Here is a 14778-nt window from a genome sequence, read left to right as displayed (position 1 = left end):
CTAGGTCAGGGCGCACCGGGTTACCCGACCTTCCAACGAATCAGGGCGTCCAGCGCCTCGATCTGGTTTCCAGCGACCCGCAGCGGGTTGATTTCCAGTTCCTCCAGTTCATCACCGAGTCCCACAGCAATCTGCGAAACACCGAAAATTACCGCTGCCAGTTCGTCCAGATCTGTGGGCTCACCGCCGCGGAAGCCGGTGAGCAGCTTGATTCCCCGGAGTGAATCGAGCATTCGACGGATTTCGGCCGGACCCACCGGGAGCAGGCATACCGCGGAATCCTTGAGCAGCTCAACCATGACACCGCCGAAGCCGATGGCGAGCACCAGACCCCACTGGGGGTCACGGACCACCCCCACCAGCAATTCGTTGCCGGCGGGGCGCATCGGTGAAACAGCGACGCCTTGGACACGGGCATCAGGTGCCAGCTTCGCCACCGACGTGCGGATAAACAGATAAGCATCAGTCACCGCCTCGGCATCCTGAAGCATTAGCCGGACCCCGCCGACCTCGGTTTTGTGGGCGATGTCTTCAGACGCAATTTTCAGGACTACCGGATAGCCCATTGATTCTGCGGCGGCTACGGCTTCCTCCGCGGAAGCCGCTATGAGAGCGGGGACATAGGGCACCCCATGGCTGCGCAGGAATTCGCCGCTCTGTACTTCTGTCCATCTTTCCGTGTTTTCGGGCTTGGCAATGGCAGGTGCCGCAGGCACGGCGCCGTCTGCAGCAATCTCGGCTGCGCGCTTTCCCCACCAGGCGCTGCGAGCTGCGGCTGGAATGCCCCGGTCAAACGAGTCGGAAGCGTGCGGGTAGCCGTGCTCGGCGGCATAGGCACGGCCAAACTCAGTGACCTCGGTGGGCAGGAAGCTCATCGCTATGACCGGTTTGGGGGAGGACGTGAGTTGGCGCAGCATCTCATCTTGCGTCACTCGGTTCATGTCCGCGATGGCCCGGCTTGCCGGCCAGGATCCGTTGACCACCACAAAGTCGTAGTTCGGATCATCGATGAAGCACTGGGCTGCCTTGGTAAGAATGCTCGGGTCAACCGAGATATAGCCGGTAGTATCCAGCGGGTTGTTGACCGTGGAGAAGGATGGCAGGCCGGCGTCGTGTAGGCCCTGCACCGTGCTTGGGTGCGGGGTTGGCAGCTCCAGCCCCGCGGTCTCGGACTTGTCGGCCACAAGCGCACACATGGCCCCGGACCCGGTGACTACGCCCATGCGGGGACCGGGCAGTGCGCCGTAGGCTTCGATGAGCCCGGCAGTGGCTACAAGGTCCTCAATGTTCTCCACCCGGATGACGCCGTGCTGCCGGCAAGCGGCGTCGATGACGGTGTCATCGCCTACAAGCGATCCGGTATGGGCAGCGGCCACACGGGCCGAAGCTTCGCTGCGCCCGGCTTTGAAGATGACGATGGGTTTGCCAGCGGCGCGAGCCCGGCCCGCCACATCGAGGAACTGTGCCGGATCCGAGATCTGTTCCAGATACGCGGCAATGACCTTGGTATCGGGGTCATCAACGAGCACGCTCATTACATCGATCGCAGAAATCATGGCCTCGTTGCCGACAGTTACCGCAGTGGAACACCCCACGCCGCGCGATGCCATGTAGGGAAGCAGATAAATGGCCAGCGCGCCGGACTGGCTGGCGACCCCCACACCTCCGCTGATCATAGGCATCTGTGTCATATGGCTGAAGGCGGCAACTTTGGCATGGGCGTTGATGAAGCCGAGGTTGTTTGGGCCCAGAATCAGCTGGTCAGCCTCCTGGGCCCGCCGAACGAGTGCATCCTGGAGCGCCATGCCCTCAGCTCCGGCTTCACCCAGCCCTGAGGCGAGCAGAACCAAGTTACGGATACCCTTGACCCGGGCTTCTTCGAGGATGGATTCCAGCGAGTTTGTACCGGTGAGTACGATGGCCAAATCCGGTGTTTCTGGGAGATCTGCGATCGAGGGGAACGAGGTTTGTCCATGGCATTCCTCGCCGCGGCGGTTCACGAGGTACAGGTCTCCGTCAAAGCCGCCGGAGACCAGGTTGGTGAAGGTGAAGTGGGACCAAGCGGACTTGGTGTTTGCTCCGATTATGACGATTGATTTTGGCGCGAGAAGTTCGCGCAGCCGGGCGGGGCTGAGATTCTGGATGCTATCGGTCTCGCTTGTCAACGTTGTCATGCGAAACGGCTCCTTTCAGTGGAACGTGGATGTGGGATGCAGCGTGATCTGCGGGGCGAAATGCGGTGCCGTCAACCGCGCGGGAGGCCAAGGATTCGTTCAGCGATGACATTAAGCTGGATTTCCACTGTGCCGCCGCCTAGGAGGACTTGCGGAACGGAAAGCTGCCCGGTGACGGCGTCACCGGGAGCCTGGGCAAAGAGCACTCCCGGCCCGGCCAGAGCTAGGGCCAGAGAAGCGGCCTCACGGGTCAGCCGGGCATGCGCCACTTTGGCCAGAGAGGAGCCGGCTCCTGGTTCCATACCGTTGACCTGGCGGAGTGTCTCACGCAGGTTCAGCGCACCGATCGCCGAGCTAACGGCCGCGACGCGGCCAAGTGAGGCGAAAGCCTCGTTCCGGCTTCCTGCGTAGTTTCCCTGACGGATCAGTGCGCGCAGGGCATCCTCTGTTCCCACCGAAACACCGGAGGAAATTTGGGTCCGTTCATTCTGAAGCGTCGTGGCGGTGATACGCCAGCCTTGGCCGGGGTCGCCCAGGAGGTAAGCATCCGGCACGAAGACCGAGTCGAGAAAGACCTCATTGAACTCTGAGTCGCCGGTGGACTGCTGCAGCGGACGGACATCCACGCCGGCGCTTGCCATGTCGATGAGAAAGTAGCTGAGCCCTTTGTGCTTGGGCACATCGGCATCGGTACGGGCCAGACAAATTCCCCAGTCGGCTTCGTGGGCGCCGGAGGTCCAGACCTTTTGCCCTTTGAGCTGCCAGCCGCCCTCTACCTTGATGGCGCGCGTGGCCAAGCCTGCCAGATCGGACCCTGCACCCGGTTCGGAGAAGAGCTGGCACCACATCAGTTCGCCGCGCAGCGTGGGCAGAGCAAACTGTTCCTTGATCTCTGCGCTGCCGTAGGCCAAGATTGTCGGCATCGCCCATTCCCCGATCACAGATGAGGGTGGTGTTAGATTGCGGCGGCTGTATTCCTGAGAGATGACCACTTGCTGGGCAGGTGTTGCGCCCAGGCCATAGGGGGCCGGCCAATGCGGAGCCGCCAGGCCGCTTTCGGCGAGAAAGCTGCGCTGCGAGCCGCGTGAGTACCAGCGGCCGCCGTCGTGTTCATTTGTCAGTTCTCCGGCGGTATCTAGCAGCTCGCCAATACGTGCGCGGAAAGCTGGATCCTCATCGGGCAGCTCAATATCTATGCGGCGGTCCTGATCAAGTGCGATCTGGCCCAGCGATGCGAAGCGCTCACTCAAGGGCGCCACCTGTGCTCCCAGAGTCATGGCGCGGCGCCAGTAGAGGTGGGCATCATGCTCCCAAGTAAAGCCGATTCCGCCCAAAATCGTGACGGCTTCCGTGACCGCTTCAACGGAGGAGATGATGGCTGCCTGTAGCGCTGAGTTGGTGGCCAGCTTCTGCTGCTGCTCGTCCTGGTCAAGGGACACCACTGCGGACCAAGCCGCAGCGGTGGCTAGCTCGGCGGAGATAAGCAGGTTGGCGCACTTGTGTTTGATGGCTTGGAAGGAGCCGATGGGGCTACCGAACTGTTCGCGCAGCTTGGCATAGTCGGCGGAGGCCTCCAGCGCCCAGCGCATGATGCCGGAGGCTTCAGCGGCGAGCAGGCCCGCCTGCAAGGCCTCCACATACGTCAGGCTTAGGCCTTCCAAAACCGTCTCCGGATCAATGCTCACACTGGACAGCTCAAGGGTGCCGGCGTCCCGGGTGAGGTCGGTACAAACGGCGGGTATACGGGTAACCCCAGCGGCATGGACGTCGATCAGCGCGAAGCGGGCAACGCTCTCAACATAGAACCCTATAACCAGGAGGTCTGCCGCCAGGAGCGACAAGACCGGTGCTGTTCCGCTAAGGGCCCACCCATCTGCGGACGCCGTGGCGTCAATCGTGGTGGCAGGGAGAACGAGGGCACCCCGGGCTCCGGCCGCAAAGCTGCTCAGGCCACGTCCTGAGGCTTTGCAATCGTCTGCGGCAGCGACGGCGGCGCTGGCGAGCACTGTTGATGTAAATGCCCCTGGGACCAGCCGGCGGGCAAATTCCTCCACCACAATTGCGGTGTCCGCAACCGTTCCGCCTTGTCCGCCGTGTTCTTCCCCTATATGCAGGGCGTGCAGGCCGTTGTCCACCAGCTCATTCCAAAACGGTGCCGGCTCCCCTGACGCGTAGGCCCGGTGCTGCTCCCTCGTTGCGGAAAGGCCAGCGAAGCGTTGGGCAAAATCGGAAGCCGTGGCACACAGATCGGTGTGCTCCTCGGTAAGGGCTAATGCCATCTGATGACTCCAATGTCATGGACTCGCAGGGTGGGTCAGGAGACCGGGCTGTGTCCGTGGTTATTCAATGAACTGAAACTGGACTCTAGTTCATAACATGTGACGTAGGCAACACTTCAGGGGAACTGTTTTCCTCTCCGGCTTTTGGCACGAGCGGCATTCCGGCACCCGCATGCACCGCGGAGGGCGTCCACCGTGGCTCCCGGCGGCGGCGTTACCTCCTCACTGTCCCGGGGTCCTTCACCGGCTGGGAACGGCAGCAGCACGGACCGGGACAGGCCCGGAATTAGGGTCCGCCGTCACCAGCCATAAACTGGGGAGGTGACTGATTTCGCCGGTGTACCGGATGCACCCCAGAGTTCCGACCTGCCCCTGCTCCAGGCTCTTGCCACGGATTTGGCGGCGGCACACTACTCGGTGGACGGAGTAGCGGACTTCCTGGGGGAATCCGCCGCCGCCGCACTGGGCCGTGATCAGCTGGTGCCGGCGATCCTGCGCTGCCGGGAAGAAGCGGCCAACGAGGACCCGGCGCCGGTCTCCGTCCTGATCCGGTTATGGCTTGCCGGGGAAGAGGTGGATGCCGCGGCGCTGGATGCCGCATTGCCGCGGACCGGGGTCCGGGGGCTGCTCACCCTGGGGCTGCTCGAGCCGGCGGTGGCAGGGGGCGGGGCAGCTGCGGATTCCGCACTCCGGGAAAATCTGCTGCACGGCTTCTTCCGTGCCGCGGTTGATCTTCGACCGTATGAAATTGCCGGTGCAGAGGATGCAGACGACGACGCCGCCTCCGAGACAGACGACGACGCCGCCGGGACCAATCTTTGGGTGGCTAGCGATCTGGGCGCGCATCAGCGTCCGGGCGTGCTGCGTCACGACCATGTGCTGGGCATCGGACAAGCGTCGCTGAGCCTGGCGCAGCTGACCATCCGCCGCCCGGTGGGGCGCGCCCTGGACCTGGGCACCGGCTGCGGCATCCAGGCGTTCCACCTGCTCCGCCATGCCCGGCACGTCACGGCTACCGATATTTCGGAACGGGCGCTCGCCTTCACCCGTTTTAACCTGCTGCTGAACGCACGCGCCCTGGACCTGGACCCGCAGCAGCTGGAAGACCGGGTCTCCCTGCGCCTGGGCAGCCTGCTGGAACCAGTGGCTGGTGAGCAGTTTGACCTGGTGGTCTCCAACCCGCCGTTCGTCATCACTCCCCGGGACCGGCATCAAGTACAGGCAGACCGTTTCACCTACCGCGACGGCGGCCTGGCCGGCGATGAGATCGTGGCCACGCTCGTGCGGACCCTGCAGGATGTGCTGGTTCCGGGCGGAACAGCACAGATGCTGGGCAACTGGGAGATCCAGGCCGCCACGGAAAATGCAACGGGTGCCGGTGACAAGGCCTGGACACCGGCGGAATCAGAGCGTGATCTTGCCGACACCGCGGCTTCGGAAACCAGCGAAAACGGGGCGGCCCGCTGGTCCCGGCGGATCGAGTCCTGGCTGCCTCCGGAAATGGACGCCTGGGTGATCCAGCGCGAAGTCCTGGAGCCTGCCGAATACGCTGAGATGTGGCTGCGGGATGCCGCCGAGAACCGGGACCGCGCCGAATACCTGACCTCCTATGCCGCGTACCTCGCCGATTTCGCCTCCCGGAACGTGGCCGCCATCGGCTTCGGCTCCCTGTTCCTGCGCCGGCGTCCCGTTCCGGAGGGTGCTCCGTTGCGGCGTTTCGAAGAGATCACCCACCCGCTGGAACAGCCCGTTGGGCCGTATTTGGGCGCCGCCGTCGAGCGGTTTGACTGGCTCGCCGGGCATCCCTCGCTGGCTGATGTCCATCTGGAGGTGGCCGACGACGTCACCGAGGAACGCCACTCACGTCCCGGCGCGGAGCATCCCGGCGTCATCCTGCTGCGGCAGGGGGCTGGGCTGCGGCGGACCAACCTGATGAGCACCGAACTGACCGGCTTCGTGTCCGCCTGCGACGGTGAACTCTCCGTGGGGCAGATCATTGGCGCCCTGGCCGCGCTCCTGGACCGCACGGATCCGGGCTTTGCGGCAGGTCTGGAATCCGAGGTCCGCAATCTGGTGCTGGACGGATTCCTCCTTCCCGCAGCAGGCTGAAGCCCGCCGGAGGGGCTCCGGCATTTTGGCTGCCTCGTCAGCAACTCCCATTCAATGCAGTTACCCTAGTGCTGGGGCATCCCGCATACTGTCTGAGGATGAACCGGGCCGGGCAGCAGAGCCCAAGGCGCAACCCCATACCTTGAGAACCACCTTCGTTACGTAGGAGAACAGTGCCAGTTAAGGCGACGGACAAGAAGACCGGCAAGAAGAAGTTAGTCATTGTCGAGTCTCCCGCCAAGGGCAAGACGATTGCCGGCTATTTGGGGGAGGGCTTCGAGGTGACAGCCTCCATGGGGCATATCCGCGACCTGCCGCAGCCCTCCGATCTGCCCGCCGAGCTGAAGAAAACAGCCGTGGGCAAGTTTGCCGTGGACTTGGACAACGACTTCGAGCCGTACTACGTGGTGTCTGCGGACAAGAAGAAGAAGGTTGCCGAACTCAAGGCTGCCCTGAAGGACGCCGACGAACTCTATCTCGCAACTGACGGTGACCGCGAAGGTGAAGCCATTGCCTGGCACCTGCTCCAGGTGCTCAAGCCCAAGGTTCCGGTGCACCGCCTGACCTTCCCCGAAATCACCAAGGAAGCCATCCAGCGCGCCCTGCTGGAAATGCGCGACGTCGATGTGGCCATGGTGGATGCACAGGAAACCCGCCGCATCCTGGACCGCCTCTACGGCTACGAGATTTCTCCGGTGCTCTGGCGTAAGGTGGCCCGCGGCCTGTCCGCCGGCCGTGTCCAGTCCGTAGCTACCCGCCTGGTGGTGGAGCGCGAGCGTGAACGCATGGCCTTCCGTCCCGCGTCCTACTGGGACCTGCTGGGAACCTTCGCCACAGGTGCCGCCGAATCCTTCAAGGCCAAGCTGGTTGCCGTGGACGGTGCCCGCGTGGCCACCGGCAAGGACTTCAGCGACCTCGGCCAGCTCAAGGCCAAGTCCGTGGCCCACCTGGATGAAGCCGCAGCCACCTCGCTGGCCGCGAACCTTGAGTCGTCGTCGTTCACTGTCCGCTCCGTGGACACCAAGCCGTACACCCGCCGTCCGGCCGCGCCGTTCACCACTTCCACCCTGCAGCAGGAGGCCGGCCGCAAGCTGCGCTATTCCTCCAAGGTGACCATGCAGGTGGCGCAGCGGCTGTATGAAAACGGTTACATCACCTATATGCGTACCGACTCGCCCGCGCTGTCGGACCAGGCCATCAACGCCGCCCGCCGCCAGGCCTCGGAACTGTACGGTCCCGAATACGTGCCCGAAGCCCGCCGTGTGTATAAGGGCAAGTCCAAGAATGCGCAGGAAGCCCACGAGGCCATCCGCCCCGCCGGTGACTCCTTCCGCACCCCGGCGCAGGTTGCCTCCTCGCTGCGCGGCGACGAATTCAAGCTCTACGAACTGATCTGGAAGCGCACCGTCGCCTCCCAGATGGCTGACGCCAAGGGCTCCACGGCGTCCGTCCGCCTCGGCGCGGTGGCCTCCGACGGCCGGGATGCAGAGTTCTCCGCCTCCGGCACGGTCATCACCTTCCGCGGCTTCATGGCCGCCTATGAGGAGGGCCGCGACGCAGCCCGCGACGACGACGAGGGCACCGAGGGTGCCCGCCTGCCGGTCCTGAAGGCCGACGACGTGCTCACTGCAGCCGAGCTCAACGCCGTCGGACACGAAACGTCCCCGCCGCCGCGCTACACCGAAGCCTCGCTGGTGAAGGTGCTCGAAGAACTGGGCATCGGCCGCCCGTCCACCTATGCCGCGACCATCTCCACCATCATGGACCGCGGCTACGTCACCAACCGCGGCCAGGCGCTGGTGCCGAGCTGGATCGCGTTCTCCGTGGTGCGCCTGCTCGAAGAGCACTTCACCGATTACGTGGACTATGACTTCACCGCGGAACTGGAAGAGGACCTGGACCGCATTGCCCGCGGCGAAGCCGGCCGTGTGGAGTGGCTGAACCAGTTCTACTACGGCGACCGTGTGGACACCGGCCTGCACACGATCGTGAACGACCTCGGCGAAATTGACGCCAAGGCCATCAACTCGATCGAAATTGCCCCCGGCATCACGCTGCGGGTGGGCAAGTTTGGCCCGTACCTGGAACGCCCGCTACCCGCGGACGCCCCGGAAGGCACCGAACCGGAGCGTGCCAACGTCCCCGAAGACCTGGCACCGGATGAGCTGACCGCGGAAAAGGCGATCGAGCTGATGGAAACGGCCGGACCGGAAGAGCGTGTGCTCGGCGAGGATCCGGAAACCGGACGCACCATCGTGGCCCGCAACGGCCGCTACGGACCCTACGTGATCGAGCTGATCCCCGAGGTCACCGCCGAGGAACTGGCGAAGGCACCGGTGGAGTATTACAAGAACGGCAAGCCCAAGCCGCCGAAGAAGCCCGTGAAGGTCAAGCCGCGCACCGGATCGCTGTTCAAGTCCATGAGTGTGGAGACCGTTACGCTTGAGGAAGCGCTGAAGCTGATGAAGCTGCCGCGCGTGCTGGGTACTGACGCCGAGGGCAACGAGATCACCGTGCAGAACGGACGCTTTGGTCCGTACCTGAAGAAGGGCACTGACTCGCGGTCGATCGGCTCCGAGGAAGAAATCTTCACCATCACGCTGGAACAGGCGCTGGAGATCTATTCCCAGCCCAAGCAGCGCGGCGGGCGGCAGGCTGCGGCTCCGCTGGCCGAGTTCGGTACGGATCCGGTCTCGGAAAAGCCCATTGTGGTCAAGGACGGACGCTTTGGTCCGTACATCACCGACGGCATCACCAACATCACCGTGCCGCGGTCCACGGCGATCGAAGAGTTGACCCGCGAACAGGCCATTGAGCTGCTGGCGGAGAAGCGCGAAAAGGGACCGGCCAAGAAACCGGCGGCCCGCAAGCCCGCGGCACGCAAGCGCACGCCGGCGAAGAAATAGGGCGTCCGCTGCCTTCTGCAGCGAAGGCCATCCTGCCCCGAACGCAGCTGCCGTGCGCGGAGGCCGCGTTCCGGGGCGGGATAATGGTGTCATGCGATTAGGCGTGCTTGATATCGGTTCCAACACCGTCCACCTCCTGCTGGTGGACGCGCATCCGGGTGCGCGGCCGGTGCCGTTTGCCTCCCACAAGCGGCCGCTGTCGCTGATCGCTCATTTGGACGACGACGGCGCCATCACCGAAACGGGTCAGCGTGAGCTGATCAGCTTTGTGGCTGAAGCCGGTGAATTTGCCCGCCGGCACCGTGCCCAGGATCTGCTGGCCTTCTGCACCTCGGCCATCCGCGAGGCGGCCAACGGCGAGGCAGTGCTAGCCCGGGTGGAGGCCGAAACAGAGGTGCATCTGCGCGAACTGAGCGGATCCGAGGAAGCCTCCCTCACCTTCCTGGCCGTCCGCCGCTGGTACGGGTGGGGTGCCGGAACGCTGCTGGACCTGGATATTGGCGGCGGCTCCTTCGAGATGGCCCAAGGCGCCGATGAGCTGCCAGAAACGGCCTTGTCCCTGCCGCTGGGCGCCGGCCGGCTGACCCGGGACTGGCTCACCGGCGATCCGCCCACGGCCAAGAGCATCAAGAAGCTGCGCAAGTACATCCGTTCAGCCGTCCGGGACGCGGCCGCGGAGTTTGAGCCGCACGGACGCCCGGACCTCGCCGTCGGTACCTCCAAGACCTTTCGGTCGCTGGCGCGCATCGCCGGAGCCGCACCGTCCGCTGCGGGCCCTTATGTGCGCCGCCGGCTGCAGCGCACGGACCTGGGCCTGTGGACCAAGCGGCTGGAAACCATGAGCATCGATGACCGCAGCAACCTGGGCGGGGTGTCCCCGATCCGTGCCTCCCAGGTGCTGGCCGGGGCGATGACCGCCTATGCGGCAATGGAAGCCTTTGACCTTCCCGAGCTGGAAATCTGCCCCTGGGCGCTGCGTGAGGGCCTGATCCTGCAGCGCTTCGACACCCTCCGGTTCGAATCCGACGGACCGCTCCCGGACAGTCCGCGGACTGAAAGCCTCCCGCAGGTTTCGCAGACCGGCAGCCCTGCGGATATCGTTTCTTCGGCCGGTGGCCGAGAAACCGCCGGCAGCACCATCAGCCTGCCGGGCCTCGACGTCCGGCATAGCCTCTCCTACGGAAAGTCCAGCTGAATGCCCACCTCACCACAGATGTCACCAGCGGCAGCGTCCAGCGCCCCGGCCATTCCGGTAGCCCTGTCCAGCGCCTCCGTTTATCCGCTGTCCGTGCACGACACGTTCGCCATCGCCCATGACCTGGGCTACGACGGCGTGGAAGTCATGGTCACCGGCAACAATGACAGCCAGAATCCGACCGTCCTGAACGGGCTCAGCGAGCGGTACGGACAGCCCATCCTGGCCATCCACGCACCCACCCTGCTGCTGACCCAGCAGGTGTGGGGCAAGGCCTGGACCAAGATTGAACTCTCCGCCGCCATGGCCGCGGAAGTGGGGGCCACCACGGTGGTGGCCCATCCGCCGTTCCGCTGGCAGTCGGGCTATGCCGAGAACTTCGCCGAGGGCGTGCGGCATATTGCCGAGCAGTACGGGGTCACCATCGCGGTGGAAAACATGTATCCGTGGCGGGTCCGCGGCCGCGAGGCCAAGGCCTACCTGCCGCACTGGAACCCCATCCCGGAACCCTATGAGCACGTCACCTGGGACTTCTCCCACGCTGCCATCGCCGGGATGGACTCCTACGAGGAGCTGCGTAAGCTCGGATCCCGGCTGCACCACGTGCACCTGACCGACGGAACGCCCAACGGCCGGGACGAGCACATGCTCCCCGGAGAAGGCACGCAGCGCTGCGCCGAAGCGCTGCAGTACCTGAGCGAAACCGGATTCAACGGCGTGGTGGCCATTGAAGTGAGCACCCGCAAGGTCAAAGGCGCGGGGGAGCGGGAGGACCAGCTCAAGCAGACGCTGGACTTTGCCCGCATGAATCTGGGACAGATTTCGGAGTAGCCGCCGCTCCCGGGGCGTCCGGTCATGGAACGGGCGGTCAGCCAGGCCGTGACAGAATCGGGAACATGGAAACCGGAGAAACACACCTGACCTTTTTGGGCTGCGGCTCAATGAATGAAGCCATCCTCAGCGGAATCCTCGCCGGCGGCTTTCCCGCCTCGCAGGTAACCGCCACGGTGCGGCGGCCGGAGCGGGCCGCTGAGCTGCGCGAACGCCACGGGATCACCGTGCTGGCCAACAACGACGACGCCGAGGCCAACCGCACCGCCGTCGCCGACTCCGACGTCGTCATCATGGGGGTCAAGCCCGTGGGTGTTTCTTCGCTGCTGGAGGAGATTTCCCCCGCGCTGCCGCATGGAGCCGTGGTGATCAGCGTGGCTGCCGCCGTATCACTGGAGATGCTGGAAGCGGGTCTTCGGGCCGGGCAGCCGGTCATCCGGTCCATGCCCAACACACCCTCGAAGGTGGGCCGCGGGGTGGTATCGATCTCGGCCGGAACCAGTGCCACCGAGGCCACCATGGCGCTGGCCGCCGAGCTGCTTTCCGCCACCGGCCGCGTGGTCCAGGTCCCCGAGGACCAGGTGGACGCCGTCTCGGCGGTCAGCGGATCGGGTCCGGCCTACGCCTTTTACCTGGCCGAGGCCATGGCCCGTGCCGGTGTTCAGCTGGGCCTGGATCCCGAGCTGTCGGCGGTGCTGGCCCGGGACACGGTGGCCGGTGCCGGATACATGCTCGCCGAGCCCGGTGCGGATGCCGCGGCACTGCGCCGCGGCGTGACCAGCCCCAACGGAACCACCGAAGCCGCCATCCGCACCTTCGACGAGCAGGACCTGCCCGGCGTCATTGCCCGGGGAGCGCGGGCTGCTGCCGCACGCGCTGCTGAAATCACTGCCGAACTCTCCGCCAAGAAGTAACGGCTCCGGCGCAGGGCCGGGGACTCATCCAGTGTGCAGATCCGGCGGGTTGTCCCGCGCAGTGAACCCTCCAGTGTGCAGGTATGGCGACTTCCCGGCGTCGGGACCCGCCATACCTGCACACCGGGCGCAACGGCAGGGCAGTAAACCCGCCAGACCTGCGCACTCGTGCTGAGCGGTGTCCGGCTCCGTGGAACCTACGGCCTAGCGGCAAACCGCTCGAGCAGGTCCACGTGGCCGGAGACGATGAGCATGTCGCGGGAGGAGACCTTGGTGTCCGCACGGGCATAGGTGAAGTCCTCGCCAGGTGACTTCACGCCCACCACCGTCACGCCGTACTTGGAGCGCACGTTGGACTCGCCGAGGGTGAATCCCTGGGTTTCGCGGGGCGGATACATCTTCACGATCGCAAAGTCGTCGTCGAACTCGATAAAGTCCAGCATCCGGCCGCCCACCAGGTGTGCCGCGCGGCGCCCGGCGTCGGCCTCCGGGTAAATCACGTGGTTGGCGCCGATCCGCGTCAGGATCTTGCCGTGGGCGGACGTGATGGCCTTGACCCAGAGGTGCTCGATGCCCAGGTCCACCAGGTTCACCGTGATCAGCACGCTGGATTCGATGGAGGTGCCCACACCTACGACGGCGGAGGAGAAGTCCTGCGCACCCAGCTGCTTGAGGGCGTCAATGTTGGTGGCGTCAGCCTGGACCACGTGGGTGAGGATACCCGAGGCCTTCTGGACCAGGGCCGGATCCCGTTCAATGGCCAGGACCTCGCGGCCCTGCTTGACCAGCTGTTCGGCGGTGGCGGAGCCAAAGCGTCCCAGTCCGATCACCAGGACGGGCGCATTATGAGCTGGTCTGTCAGCCAATGATCGGCCTTTCTTCGGGATAGTGGTAGAGCGTACTGCGTTGCCGGATCGCGAGGGCTGCTGCCAAGGTGATGGTACCCACGCGGCCGGCGAACATTAGTGCGGACAGCAGATACTTGCCTTCGGGCGGCAGCGCTTCGCTCAGTCCAATACTCAGCCCACAGGTGGCAAAGGCGGAAATCACCTCGAACAGCACCGGTTGCAGCGTCTCATCGGTGATGGCCAGCAGGGCAACCGTGGAAACGGCCACCAGCGTGGCACCGAGGATGACCACCGAGATAGCCACCCGCATGGCGCTGTAGGCAATGGTGCGGCCGAAGGCCCGGACATCGGAATCTCCGCGGGCCTCCGCCACGATGGCGAGGAAGATGACGGCAAGGGTGGTGACCTTGATGCCGCCCGCAGTGGAGGCCGAGCCGCCGCCGGCAAACATGAGCATGTCGGTGATCAGCAGCGTGCTGGAATCCAGATCGGACATGTCCACCAGGCTGAAACCGCCGGATCGGGCCATGACGGAGGCAAACACCGAATGTAGGATCCGGTCCGCCACGTTCATGTCCCCGATGGTCCGCGAATTGAACCATTCGAAGGCAGCCCACAGAATGCTGCCGCCCACCAGCAGGATGGTGGTGACCAGAAGTGTGAGCTTGGTGTGCAGGTTCCATTGGCGAAGGTGCAGCCTGCTTTGCAGCAGGACCATGATGACCGGGAAACCGAGGCTGCCGAGGAAGACCCCGGCCATCAAGGGGGCCAGGATCCATAGGTCCTCATCATAGGGCACCAGGCCGTCCGAATGCGGCGTGAATCCGGCGTTGTTGAAGGCGGACACGGAGTAGAACACTGCATGCCAGATGGCCTGGCCCGCGGATTCACCCAGGATCATGAACCGCGGCGCCATCACCATGGCCAGGATCAGTTCAATCACTACGGTGGTGCTGACGACGACGCGCAGCAGCGAACCGACTTCACCGAGCCTGCCGGTGTTCATGCCTTCCTGCGCGATCAACTTTCCGCGCACTCCGAGCCGCCGGTTAACGGCCAGGGCCAGCAGGGATGCCATGGTCAGGATCCCCAACCCGCCTACTTGGATGGCGACGAGGATCAGGACCTGGCCAAAACCGGACCAGTGCGTGGCGGTGGAGACCACAGTGAGCCCCGTGACGCAGACGGCGGACACCGCGGTGAAGAGGGCGTCATGCAGAGGAGTGACCTGCCCGCTGCTTGAGGATGCCGGCAGCGAAAGAAGCGCGGTGAACACCAGGATGACCAGCGCAAAGACGATCAGGGCCAGCCGGGCGGGAGAGCCGGCGGCCAGGGCATCCACAAAGTCACGCAGGCCGGAGAATAGATTTGCGGGTCTCAGCTGCCGCAGCTGCAGCCGGGGCTGCCGGATGGTTGCCATAGTGGTGCTTTTTCCTTGATCCAATGGGGCGCGGTGCTCAACAGTAGTACACCAATGCTGCGGATATCCGCAGCGGCCCGGCGGTGCGCGACGGCTTCAAAC

9 protein-coding genes are annotated in these 14778 nt (G+C 64.7%); 5 read left to right on the top strand and 4 right to left on the bottom strand.

Features of this window, described 5'->3' with window-relative positions; genetic code table 11:
* Positions 1 to 20: 20 nt before the first annotated feature.
* Complete coding sequence (locus ABIB35_RS06650; protein WP_354179933.1) at positions 21 to 2174, bottom strand: acetate--CoA ligase family protein; 2154 nt, start codon at positions 2172 to 2174, stop codon at positions 21 to 23.
* 71 nt (positions 2175 to 2245) lie between these two features.
* Positions 2246 to 4453, bottom strand: coding sequence for an acyl-CoA dehydrogenase family protein (locus ABIB35_RS06645; RefSeq protein ID WP_354179931.1), 2208 nt, complete (start codon positions 4451 to 4453; stop codon positions 2246 to 2248).
* A 321-nt stretch (positions 4454 to 4774) separates the two neighbouring features.
* On the opposite strand from ABIB35_RS06645, the gene ABIB35_RS06640 reads away from it, so the two are divergent.
* The 5 genes from ABIB35_RS06640 (at position 4775) to proC (ending at position 12408) form a co-directional block, all read left to right on the top strand.
* On the top strand, positions 4775 to 6562 hold the full coding sequence (locus ABIB35_RS06640; protein ID WP_354179929.1) for a DUF7059 domain-containing protein: 1788 nt from the start codon (positions 4775 to 4777) through the stop codon (positions 6560 to 6562).
* Positions 6563 to 6735: 173 nt separating this feature from the next.
* On the top strand, positions 6736 to 9468 hold the full coding sequence (topA, locus tag ABIB35_RS06635) for a type I DNA topoisomerase (RefSeq protein ID WP_354179927.1): 2733 nt from the start codon (positions 6736 to 6738) through the stop codon (positions 9466 to 9468).
* Between the two features lie 91 nt (positions 9469 to 9559).
* Positions 9560 to 10663 (top strand): Ppx/GppA family phosphatase, encoded by a 1104-nt coding sequence (locus ABIB35_RS06630; RefSeq protein WP_354179925.1) that lies wholly within the window; start codon positions 9560 to 9562, stop codon positions 10661 to 10663.
* Positions 10664 to 11494 carry a sugar phosphate isomerase/epimerase family protein gene (locus ABIB35_RS06625; RefSeq protein WP_354179923.1) on the top strand — a complete coding sequence of 277 codons (831 nt, stop codon included), beginning with the start codon at positions 10664 to 10666 and terminating at the stop codon, positions 11492 to 11494. It begins immediately after the preceding gene.
* Positions 11495 to 11559: 65 nt separating this feature from the next.
* Entirely contained in the window at positions 11560 to 12408 is an 849-nt protein-coding gene (proC, locus tag ABIB35_RS06620) for a pyrroline-5-carboxylate reductase (RefSeq protein ID WP_354179921.1), read from the top strand.
* A 197-nt stretch (positions 12409 to 12605) separates the two neighbouring features.
* Here the strand turns inward: proC and ABIB35_RS06615 are convergent, their stop codons facing one another.
* Both ABIB35_RS06615 and ABIB35_RS06610 read right to left on the bottom strand, forming a co-directional pair.
* On the bottom strand, positions 12606 to 13274 hold the full coding sequence (locus ABIB35_RS06615) for a potassium channel family protein (RefSeq protein ID WP_354179920.1): 669 nt from the start codon (positions 13272 to 13274) through the stop codon (positions 12606 to 12608).
* Positions 13267 to 14676 (bottom strand): TrkH family potassium uptake protein, encoded by a 1410-nt coding sequence (locus tag ABIB35_RS06610; RefSeq protein WP_354179919.1) that lies wholly within the window; start codon positions 14674 to 14676, stop codon positions 13267 to 13269. The genes ABIB35_RS06615 and ABIB35_RS06610 overlap by 8 nt, the downstream gene beginning before the upstream one ends.
* Positions 14677 to 14778: the final 102 nt, after the last annotated feature.

Source organism: Arthrobacter sp. UYP6 (genome assembly GCF_040547315.1).
In the GTDB taxonomy this organism is placed as follows: domain Bacteria; phylum Actinomycetota; class Actinomycetes; order Actinomycetales; family Micrococcaceae; genus Arthrobacter_B.
The sequence above is the reverse complement of the archived record's forward strand: the minus strand, read 5'-3'. Positions and strand labels throughout refer to the sequence as shown.

Bases quoted from the DNA above. Each gene is read 5' to 3' on its own strand.
- ABIB35_RS06610 (WP_354179919.1), bottom strand. From the start codon at position 14,676: ATGGCAACCATCCGGCAGCCCCGGCTGCAGCTGCGGCAGCTGAGACCC.
- ABIB35_RS06625 (WP_354179923.1), top strand. From the start codon at position 10,664: ATGCCCACCTCACCACAGATGTCACCAGCGGCAGCGTCCAGCGCCCCG.
- ABIB35_RS06650 (WP_354179933.1), bottom strand. From the start codon at position 2,174: ATGACAACGTTGACAAGCGAGACCGATAGCATCCAGAATCTCAGCCCC.
- ABIB35_RS06645 (WP_354179931.1), bottom strand. From the start codon at position 4,453: ATGGCATTAGCCCTTACCGAGGAGCACACCGATCTGTGTGCCACGGCT.
- proC (WP_354179921.1), top strand. From the start codon at position 11,560: ATGGAAACCGGAGAAACACACCTGACCTTTTTGGGCTGCGGCTCAATG.
- ABIB35_RS06630 (WP_354179925.1), top strand. From the start codon at position 9,560: ATGCGATTAGGCGTGCTTGATATCGGTTCCAACACCGTCCACCTCCTG.